Genomic DNA, 10,254 nt, shown 5'->3' with positions numbered 1-10,254 from the left:
TGTTTTGTTCAGTTTTCAAAGATCAAAGCTTGCTGTCTTTTTTTGCGACAACTTTTATATCATACCATCTCATTCATTTAATGTCAACAACTTTTTTTGTTTTTTTAAAGTTGTCCGAGATGTTTTTTGTCCTGTCGTTTTCAGCGACAATTAATAATATAACACGGCGATTAATTATTATGCAAGAGGAAATTCGTTAGAAATATATTCCAAGGGGAAGTGTTGAAAAATCCCCTTGGTATAATAGAATTAAATTTGCACCCAAGTGTATGTCTCTCCCCAGCTTTCTCTTGCTATCTTCTCCACTTTTCTACATACTGATTGTCTAGTGCGTATGCTTCTCCTTGTTCATATGGATTGTAGTGAAAAGCATACAGCCTAACTACAAATTCATAGAATGGCAACGAAGATTCACCCAGCAAATCTCCATGCCTTTTAACTGTTGGAGTAATCCCTTGCCCCCAAACTTGTGCGCAATCATTATTAGCGTATGGCAGCACTCATCAAAATGCCATATGGAAGAGAGCAAATTCATGCCAAAGTTATTTCAGAGTATATGGATTATGTGAAGCTTTGTAATTAATTTTCATCAAAAAAATAACTCTTCCTATAATAGAAGAGCTATTTCTAATATTCATATGATTAAATAACAAAAACACTGATAGCAGTTAAACAAGCAATCCCTGGAATACCTAACATTCCGACAATCACCGCTGTAAAAACATTGATAGGTATATGCAATCCAAAAGATGCACCAAACAAGTTAAAGAAGAACAGAAATAAAACACCAACCGTAACTTTCATCACAACTTGCCCACTACCTTTAACGAAATTCACCGGAATTCCTTTCGTTAGCAAAATAACAATTAATACTACTATTCCTGCTATAATCCACCAATTCATATACTTGTCCCCTTTAACATATAAAATATTACTCTATCTATATGAAGAGAAAACAAGAAATAGAAGCAAAACTATTTAATAGCAGATAAATTTCGTACTTTAGCTTCTCTTAGCAAATAAAAGTATTTTGCCTTTGTCATTGCTAAATCAAATTGACCGTGTTCACTTGGCTCAATGCTTCGATTCAAAATATCCTCTAAATAATTCCATTCCTTTTTTAAATGAAATATTTTATCTAAAAATTCTTGATCTAGTTCTGCTTTTTTTATTTTTTTGGAACGAAACATATTCTTCACCTACTATTACACTTCTCTTCTGCCTTCTAATGCTTTGGAGAGTGTTACCTCATCGGCATACTCTAAATCCCCTCCCATTGGCAGACCATGAGCAATTCGTGTAGTTTTTATACCCGAAGGCTTCACCAATCTTGAGATATACATCGCAGTTGCTTCACCTTCAATATTCGGGTTTGTTGCTAAAATCAATTCTTTTATTCCTTCATCTTTTAATCGGTTAATCAATGAGGGTACATTAATATCTTCTGGACCAATCCCATCCATTGGAGATATTGCACCATGTAAGACATGATACTTACCATTGAATTCTTTCATTTTTTCCATTGCAATGACATCTTTTGGATCTTGCACAACACATATTAAAGACTGGTCACGCATGTCATCCTGACAAATGGCGCACGGATCCTGATCTGTAATATGCCCACATGTACTGCAATGCGTCAATTCACGTTTTGCGTTGGCGAGCGCTTTTGCAAAGTCCAACACATCATCTTCTTTCATATTTAAGACAAAAAAAGCCAGGCGAACGGCAGTTTTTGGACCGATTCCTGGCAGTTTGGTAAAGCTGTCAATCAGCTTTGATATCGGTTCGGGATAATACATGAGAACCCTCCTAGAACATGCCTCCAGGTAAATTTAATCCTTTAGTAAATTTGCCCATCGTATCATTTGTTTTATCTTCTACTTCTTTAAGCACTTCATTTGTAGCTGCTAAGATAAGGTCTTGAAGCATTTCGATATCATCTGGGTCTACTACTTCTTCCTTGATTTCAATATCGGTAATTTCCTTCTTTCCATTCGCTACTACTTTTACCATTCCACCACCAGCGGTAGCTTCAAACGTCATTTCTTGTAACTCTTCTTGAGCTTTCATCATATCCTTTTGCATTTTCTGCATTTGTTTCATCATTTTATTCATGTTTCCTCCACCACGCATGGAAAACCCTCCTAATAAAGATCTATTTTTTAATCATGTATTTCTAATAAGTCATCACCGACTAACTCCCTGGCAGCATCTACTACCGGATCTCCTTCTTCTTCTGATGATGAAGAGCTATCCGATTCATCCGCACCGTCATCTTGTTGTTTTTGTTTACGCACATATTCTTCACGTAAACTAGTCCATTCTGCTTCTGGAATTGGAATAAAAGATACATTCTGCCCGATAGCCTCAGATAACATTAATTCTATCGTTTGTTTATGTTCTAATGCAAGTGAACAGTGAATTTCATATCGAAAAGCAATAATAATTATATCTTCTGACGCTGCACTCGGCTTACTATTTTGTATGGTCGCATGTGCCGGGGCACTTTGTTTCTTTAAAGCCTCCATAAAAGCAGGCCACTGCGATCTAACTTTTTGAATCGCAGTCTTAGAAGCGTCATTCAAAACATGCCTAATTCTGTCATAAGGTACTTTATAACCATTACGATTCGTTGATGTACTTCGTTTCGGTGCAGGCTGCTTTCTTTCTGTTTGTGCAGCTTGACTTGGTTGTTTCTGAATGTTCATCAGTTGCTGTTCTAATTTTTGAATCTTTTCATTTAACTGTTCTACTGCAGGAATTGAAGCAACATCTGCTTTTGCACCAGTTTCTTGATTACAAATTTTTAATACAGCTACCTCAATAAAAACTTTCGGACTATTAGTCCACTTAATTTCCTGCTGACACTGATTCAATTCTTTGATTGCCATTTGAATCCATTCAGCATCAAGCTTTCCTGATAATTCTTTAAAAGACTCATCAACAATTGCCCGCTCCAGAACATTTTCGAGAGATGGAGCCGTCTGATATAACAATATATCACGCAAATAGTAGATAAGATCAAAAACAAAACGGCCAGGATCCTTACCTTCCTGGATCATCCCGTCAATCTCCAGTAATGTTGCTTTCACTTCATTTATATGCATGGCACTGACGACTTTTGCCAATTTAGCTTGTGAAACAGATCCAGTTACAGCGAGTACGTCATCAATTGTTACTTGATCTTCACTGTAAGAAATAGCTTGATCTAACAAACTCAATGCATCACGCATACCGCCTTCAGCAGATAAGGCAACCGCCTCTAACGCTTCATCTGTCACAGCAATTTCTTCCGCTTCAATAATCTTCTTCATACGATCAACCATAGCCGATTGAGCGATTCGTTTAAAATCAAATCGTTGGCATCTCGAGATAATGGTTAACGGAATTTTATGTGGCTCCGTTGTCGCTAGCACAAAGATAACGTGTTTAGGTGGTTCTTCTAATGTCTTTAACAATGCATTAAACGCACCAATGGATAGCATATGAACTTCATCAATAATATACACTTTATACGTTACCGCACTTGGGGCATATTTTACTTTGTCACGAATATCCCGGATCTGTTCAACACCATTATTGGAAGCTGCATCAATTTCTACCACATCTGAAATTGAGCCATCCTGAATCCCGATACATGCATCACATTGATTACATGGCTCTAAGGATGGCCCATTCTGACAGTTAACTGCTTTGGCAAATATCTTAGCCGCACTTGTTTTTCCCGTACCTCGGGGACCTGAAAAAAGGTAAGCATGGGTAAACTTATCTTGCATGATCGCATTTTGTAAGGTACGTGTAATATGTACTTGTCCTACTACATCTTCGAAATTCTGTGGACGCCAGACACGATATAATGCTTGATAGCCCATAACTGATCCCCTTTACTAATAATCATCGATTTCTTCCTCATTTTATTGTATCAAATCCAAGCTCGAAAAACGAGTAATAATTGAGTAGGACGTTTCTATCTGCTCTTTGATCAAGCTTACGGACACTTTATTTGAATATTGTAATTCTTTGGGCAGTTTACATTCAACCTCTAATAACAAAAACCTCTTGTATAATTACAAGAGGTTGAATCTTTTTATTTAACGCCGTGCACCAAGCTTCGATGACATCACCTCAAGCGTTACTCAAGTTGATAGCTCGACCCAGGCTTCCCTGCGGCACACAGGAGAATTCGCTTAATGCTGCTTCCTTCCGGACCTGACATGGTTCACGAGTTCCTGTTGCGCAGGACCCGAGTGTCAACACTACTCCCTTAAGGCAGACCTTAAAGTGATGGCACCTCAGCAAGGCATTCAGTCTCGCTATAGCGGATTGCGAGTACAGGGCACCGCTACCTCCCCACCTAGCACGGCAAATTTACTAACATATTCAATTGCGCTCAATTTAAAAGCGCAAATATTAGTATAACCTTTTTTTAGAGAAAATGCAATCGAAAACAACATCTAATTTCTACCATATTAACTTCACCCATAACCGTTTTATTCTTTCCACTACTGAAAAACCTTCACAAACACTCGAAGGGTTAGCCACATCCAAATCAACGCCAGTAAACTAAACGTAAAAAAAACTAAAAGCACCGGAAATTCCAATGAAAAAAACATAGTGGAAAACATCAGTAACATGATTGTAATCGTAATATGGATTTTGGATATTCCAATAATTAATGCATTTTTTAATTGTTGAATAACAGAAGCATAGTTATGAACAATAAGTGGAAATGCCCAGATTACCATAGTGAAATAAAGAAATAAAAGGAAGTAGAAGATAAATGGGACAACAAATAGTATCTCTTCCTGGGAACTGCTTATGACCTGAAAATTTAAATAGAACAAAAAGCCAATAATCGTAAGAATCCAGCCGATCATATTCGCGTACTTAAATTCCTCTTTGTATACCTTTTTAAAGGTCGACCAAATATGGATATCCTTATCACCCATTAACCACTTTCTAACTACTCCAAGTGCTGCAGCTGTTGCTGGAAACACACCGAGAACACCTAATCCTATTAAGGTAAAAGCTATCCAAAGTATATTTAACAATGCTAATTTAGTTGTCCATACAAATACTTTATCTAATGTTGTTGTTATAAATTTGCCGTTCATTATTTAAGCCATCCTTCTGCACTTTACTACTATTATAACACGAAAAAAAGCCATAGTCTTCGTAGCATACTATGGCTTTCAACTAGTAGACAATCTGTTATCCTTTTACACCGCCAGACGTTAATCCTGCAACAAAGTAACGTTGGAAGAAAATAAACAGAATAACGATTGGAATAATAGTTAAAACAGATCCTGCGATTAAGATATCATAATTATTCCCATATGGAGTTAGTAGTGTCGCTAATCCAATCGGAAGTGTAAACATATCATTTGAACGCAATACAAGCAACGGCCATAGGAAGTTGTTCCAACTAGCTAGTCCTTGCAAAATCGCCATTGCTGCCAGCGAAGGCCCCATTAAAGGAAGCATAATCTTAAAGTATATCCCATATTCAGTACTTCCATCTATTCTCGCTGCGTCCATCAATGCTGTTGGCAGACCTGTAGCATATTGCCGGAAGAAGAATACTGCAACAGGCGCGACGATTAACGGAAGAACTACTGCAAAATAACTATCCACTAACTGTGCACCTACCATCATTTGATATAAAGGAAGCATTAGTATCTCGAACGGAATCATTAGAATCAATAATACTAATACGAAGAATAAGTTTCTTCCTTTAAAATCGTAAACAGCCAACGCATAACCAACCATCGACGAAAAGAATAAAGATAGTACAATTGTCAATGCCGAAATAATTATACTGTTCCCATACCAGCTCCAATAAGAAGCAGCTTGTTGGAAGATATACATATAGTTATCCATGTTTAATTGACTAAAATCAATACTAAATGTAATGCCATCTCGCATTAGATCTGATGATGGTCGAAAGGACGAAATCAACAATCCAATAATCGGAAATAATATGATTAATGAGATGAGCGCAAACCCAACAGTGGCTACCCACGTCAATCCACTATTTTTCTTGTTGGTATCCATTATTCATCACCTCGTTTGAACGTACCTGTTGCTATTAAGTTAATAATACTAATAACAAAGATTATTAACATGAGGACAACCCCGATAGCAGAACCGAATCCCATATCGTTTTGCCCGATCCCTTGTTGATAGATGTAACCTACTACCGTTAAACCGATATTCCCTGGTGAACTTGTTTCCCAGAAGACGAAACTTTCTTCAAACATTCTAAATCCATTGATGATCGTAATTGTACTAACAAAAATCGTAATCGGTTTTAAGTGTGGAATGGTAATATATCTTAATTTCTGAAATGCACTAGCACCATCAATATCCGCTGCTTCATATAATTCATCGGATATATTTTGAAGCTGTGCTAAGAAATATAAGACATTGACACCTATCCACCGCCATGAAGCTAAGATCACCATTAGGAACATCGCAGACCAAGCATTATAGCGCCAGTCAATCGATTCCATCCCTAAAAAGTTTACAATTTGATTAGCTACAGACGAATCTGCCTCACTAAACATTAACCTAAAAATCATACCACCAACAATGGTTGAAGTTAAAGCTGGAATGAAAATAGAGGCTCTAAAAATTGTTTTAAATTTTACTAATTTAGAGTTTAGTAATATGGCTAAAAGCATTGGAACAAGCGTTAAGATAATAACGGTCAGTATTACATAGATCGTTGTATTGGATAACGCTTTATAGAAATTAGGATTAAATACCCGCTCGTAGTTTCTTAATCCAATAAATTCAACTTGCCCTGGCAATATACTTTGAAAACTCATGATGATCCCGTGAATAGCGGGATAAAGTGTTAAGATTAAAAAAGACAAAATAAATGGTGAAACAAAAATATAGGGAACTACTTTTTTTGAATTTAAGAATCTTAAAAACTTGTTTGGTTCTTTATATGCTGTTTTTTCTAAGCTGGCACTTGCATTAGATCCTTGACCTGGAGATGACACGATAATACCTCCTTTTGATTTACCTATTTTAGGAGACAGATTTCATGTATCTAATCTGTCTCCTAAAATGATAGTGAAACATATTATTCCATTTCTGATCTTACTGCTTCTGCAGCCTGCTCAAGTGCTTCTTGAGGTGTTTGAGAATCATTACGAATTGTTTGTTGTGTAACATTTGTATGGAACTCACTGATTACATCTGGCGTATTTTCCGTAAAGTTCAATTGATTGATGTCATCTCTCACATCTAGAAGCATGTCAAAGATTCCATCTCCGAAGTAATCGTAATATTTGTTATCTGCTTGTACTTCTTCACTTTCCCAAGTATCCCAGCGTGGTGGATCAAATCCTAACACTGTCCAAAGATTAATATTACCTTCTTCACTAAGCTTCGCGTATGCTAAAAATTCTTTTGCTAGTTCTACATCTTCAGATTGATTTGTTACAACTGTACCTGTTCCACCCATACCAGCAGAGCGTTTTCCGCCTTCTTCCCAAGCTGGCATCGGACGAATCGCAATTTTACCTTCTAAATCAGGCATATTATCCAAGAATCTTCCCATATACCATAATGGAGCTAAAACTGAAGCTGAACCTCCATCTGAGAAGTATCCATAAAACTCTTCTGATTGATTCATACCACCTGGTGTTACTTCAGCGATTTCATGTTCATAAATAACATCTTGCAAGAATTGTAACGTATCAATATTTGTTTGATTATCTAATGTCAACTCACCATTTTCATCAAACGCATCGGAATCTTGTTGTGAAATCATTGGCCACATATCCATTAACCAATCTTCTGTTCCAACATTCCACATCATTGAATCTGTATTTGCTACCACTTGTTCACCAGCTGCTACGAAGTCATCCCATGTTTCAATTGCATCAATGTCAACTCCAGCTTCATCCATGATTTCTGTGTTATAGAACATTACGGTTGCACCAACATGTGTAGGTAGACCATAGTAGTTTCCATCTTTAGCATAGTTTTCAAATCTTGATGTTACCGCATTCTCTAATACCGGCTCTACATATTCATTCAATGGCTCTAACTGAACTTCCCCTTGTAAATAGTTCGGGAATTGTCCAATTTCGATATCAGCAATATCCGGACCACCTTGACCAGATTGAATCGCTAACAATAAATTGTTGTGCATTTGCTCAAACGGATACGTTTCAGCAACTAATTTAATTGCTCGATCTGGATTTTCTTCATTCCATCGTTCTGCTGCATCACTGTATAGATCAACGTGTTGTCCTACGAATGTCCAAAATGTAAGTTCTGTCGCATCTTCAAGATCCTCACCAATTACTTCTACTTCTTCTGCTTCACCAGAGGAATCATCATCTCCGCCTCCGCCACAAGCTACTAAAGCTACAGATAATAAACCTAAAAGTAAAATGAGTAGACTTTTCTTCATCTTAATACCCCCTATTTTTATGAAACGCTTTCAAATGTTACAAAAAAATTATACTTACTACCATGCATGATAGGCTTTAAATTACTAATTTGTTATTCATAAATAACATCTTTAAATAGAGATTATCATTATATTAACCAGTTGTCAATAACTACTTTAATGTTTTCGTTAAATTTATACGTACATGTTAAAAGATAGTGTATTCAAGTAATCAACCATTATTTACTTTGATTGCTCAAAAGGTACACGTAATAAATAATACTCTAGAATCATACAACTTTAATTAATATTTTTGTTTCACTTTTGATTTCAAACATATAAAAAGGTAATTAATAAGTTTTTTTAGATGATTACATTTGAAAAGGTTATAGATAAATACTATAAGACTTGAACTTCCACGTTTTTTTCTGCACTATAGTAGTAAATATTAAAAGTGTGGGATGATAATGACAGATCAGGAATATATGTTAATAGCTCTAGAAGAGGCAAAAAAGGCTGAGGTACTGGGGGAAGTTCCGATTGGGGCTGTAATCGTTCATCAAGAAGAAGTGATTGCAACAGCATTTAATTTACGTGAAAAATTACAGACAACCAACTCTCATGCGGAAATGCTTGCAATAGATAAGGCAAATCAAGTACTAGGTAGTTGGCGATTAGAAGATTGTACATTATATGTCACTTTAGAGCCATGTCCAATGTGTGCAGGTGCTATATTGCAATCAAGAATATCACGTGTTGTATATGGGGCAAAAGATAAAAAAGCAGGATGTGCCGGTTCCTTGTACAATTTCCTCCAGGATGAACGTTTTAATCATCAAGTAGATGTAGTAGCTGGTGTAATGGAAGAAGAGTCCAGTCAATTATTATCAGACTTTTTTAAAGCATTGCGACAAAAGAAAAGATGAGAAAAACCTGCAAATCCTGCCGGTCCTTTATTAAATGCTAATTGGCTGTGCCGCTCGAAAAAGTGGATCTTCAGGCCAAACAATTCCCACAGGAGTGAAAGTGTAAGGTATGCCATAGGAAATTACTAATAGGGGTTATAAAACCAATATCTTTTTCTGTTATTCGTTGTAGAAAAAGTATAGCGAAGGCCGACCGTTTCGACTCCTTTAGCTTTAGCATGACCTGAAGATCCACATTTACAGGAGTATATACTCCTGCAAAAGTTTGATCCAGCCTAAACATACGAAAAAGTATCTAGACAACAAAAGAACTGAGGTGTGAGCATGAATAAAACAGCTGTATTATTCATTGATTTAATCAATGATTTTACATTTCATGAAGGAGATTTACTTTTAAATAATACGAGAAAGATTTTACCTAACATTAAGAGGTTAAAGCAATATGCAAAAGAACGTAATTATCCGATCATTTATATTAATGATCATTATGATACATGGGAAACAGATTTCAAACAAATTGCCCAGACATGTTTATCTTCAAAGAATGAAGACATCATCGAACAAGGAATGCCTGACAAAGAAGATTACTTTATTATGAAACCTCAAATGTCAGGCTTTTTTCGTACACCATTACGTTCTTTATTAGAACAATTAGAAATAAGGCACTTAATGATTGCAGGCATTGCAGGGAATATTTGTGTGCTTTTTACCGCCAATGATGCTCATATGCGTGGTTATACACTTCATGTTCCAGAAAATTGTGTTGCATCGAATACCGAAAGGCATAACCAGGAAGCCATTAAACTAATGGCAGAAGTATTTAATGCCGAAACGAAACCCATCTAAATATTCAAGCCCCATTGTTCTATTTCTCCTTTCTAATCATAAAATTAAATAGAGAACATCTTTTTA

Annotated in this window: 11 protein-coding genes and 1 other RNA gene; 2 read left to right on the top strand and 10 right to left on the bottom strand. The window is 36.2% G+C overall.

All coding sequences use genetic code 11. The annotated features are described in order from the left end of the window. Positions 1-642 precede the first annotated feature (642 nt). The 10 genes from GHT08_RS15055 to GHT08_RS15010 form a co-directional block, all read right to left on the bottom strand. Positions 643-903, bottom strand: a complete 261-nt coding sequence (locus tag GHT08_RS15055; RefSeq protein ID WP_018933896.1) for a pro-sigmaK processing inhibitor BofA family protein — start codon at positions 901-903, stop codon at positions 643-645. Between the two features lie 71 nt (positions 904-974). Further along, positions 975-1,190, bottom strand: a complete 216-nt coding sequence (locus GHT08_RS15050) for a YaaL family protein (RefSeq protein ID WP_153836297.1) — start codon at positions 1,188-1,190, stop codon at positions 975-977. Positions 1,191-1,205: 15 nt separating this feature from the next. Beyond that, the gene (gene recR, locus GHT08_RS15045; RefSeq protein ID WP_018933894.1) at positions 1,206-1,802 is read right to left on the bottom strand and encodes a recombination mediator RecR; all 597 of its coding nucleotides are present in this window, start codon (positions 1,800-1,802) and stop codon (positions 1,206-1,208) included. Positions 1,803-1,812: 10 nt separating this feature from the next. Beyond that, a complete protein-coding gene (locus GHT08_RS15040; protein WP_018933893.1) occupies positions 1,813-2,136 on the bottom strand; it encodes a YbaB/EbfC family nucleoid-associated protein in 324 nt (107 codons plus the stop codon). 29 nt (positions 2,137-2,165) lie between these two features. After that, positions 2,166-3,875 (bottom strand): DNA polymerase III subunit gamma/tau, encoded by a 1,710-nt coding sequence (gene dnaX, locus GHT08_RS15035; RefSeq protein WP_163582240.1) that lies wholly within the window; start codon positions 3,873-3,875, stop codon positions 2,166-2,168. 225 nt (positions 3,876-4,100) lie between these two features. Continuing rightward, positions 4,101-4,366, bottom strand: an RNA gene (gene ffs, locus GHT08_RS15030) — signal recognition particle sRNA large type. 139 nt (positions 4,367-4,505) lie between these two features. Then, on the bottom strand, positions 4,506-5,117 hold the full coding sequence (locus GHT08_RS15025) for a YesL family protein (RefSeq protein WP_163582239.1): 612 nt from the start codon (positions 5,115-5,117) through the stop codon (positions 4,506-4,508). A gap of 97 nt (positions 5,118-5,214) precedes the next feature. After that, positions 5,215-6,057, bottom strand: a complete 843-nt coding sequence (locus GHT08_RS15020) for a carbohydrate ABC transporter permease (RefSeq protein ID WP_163582237.1) — start codon at positions 6,055-6,057, stop codon at positions 5,215-5,217. Beyond that, positions 6,057-7,013, bottom strand: coding sequence for a carbohydrate ABC transporter permease (locus tag GHT08_RS15015; RefSeq protein WP_163582235.1), 957 nt, complete (start codon positions 7,011-7,013; stop codon positions 6,057-6,059). Before GHT08_RS15015 ends, GHT08_RS15020 begins: the two co-directional genes overlap by 1 nt. An 83-nt stretch (positions 7,014-7,096) precedes the next feature. Next, a complete protein-coding gene (locus GHT08_RS15010) occupies positions 7,097-8,437 on the bottom strand; it encodes an ABC transporter substrate-binding protein (RefSeq protein WP_163582233.1) in 1,341 nt (446 codons plus the stop codon). 446 nt (positions 8,438-8,883) lie between these two features. On the opposite strand from GHT08_RS15010, the gene tadA reads away from it, so the two are divergent. Together tadA and GHT08_RS15000 are read left to right on the top strand one after the other, a co-directional pair. After that, the gene (gene tadA / locus GHT08_RS15005; protein ID WP_163582232.1) at positions 8,884-9,342 is read left to right on the top strand and encodes a tRNA adenosine(34) deaminase TadA; all 459 of its coding nucleotides are present in this window, start codon (positions 8,884-8,886) and stop codon (positions 9,340-9,342) included. 324 nt (positions 9,343-9,666) lie between these two features. After that, on the top strand, positions 9,667-10,188 hold the full coding sequence (locus tag GHT08_RS15000; RefSeq protein WP_163582230.1) for a cysteine hydrolase family protein: 522 nt from the start codon (positions 9,667-9,669) through the stop codon (positions 10,186-10,188). Positions 10,189-10,254 lie beyond the last annotated feature (66 nt).

It is taken from the genome of Gracilibacillus saliphilus (assembly GCF_010994085.1).
Taxonomy (GTDB): Bacteria; Bacillota; Bacilli; order Bacillales; family Amphibacillaceae; genus Gracilibacillus; species Gracilibacillus lacisalsi.
This window is presented reverse-complemented; position numbering and strand designations above follow the sequence as displayed.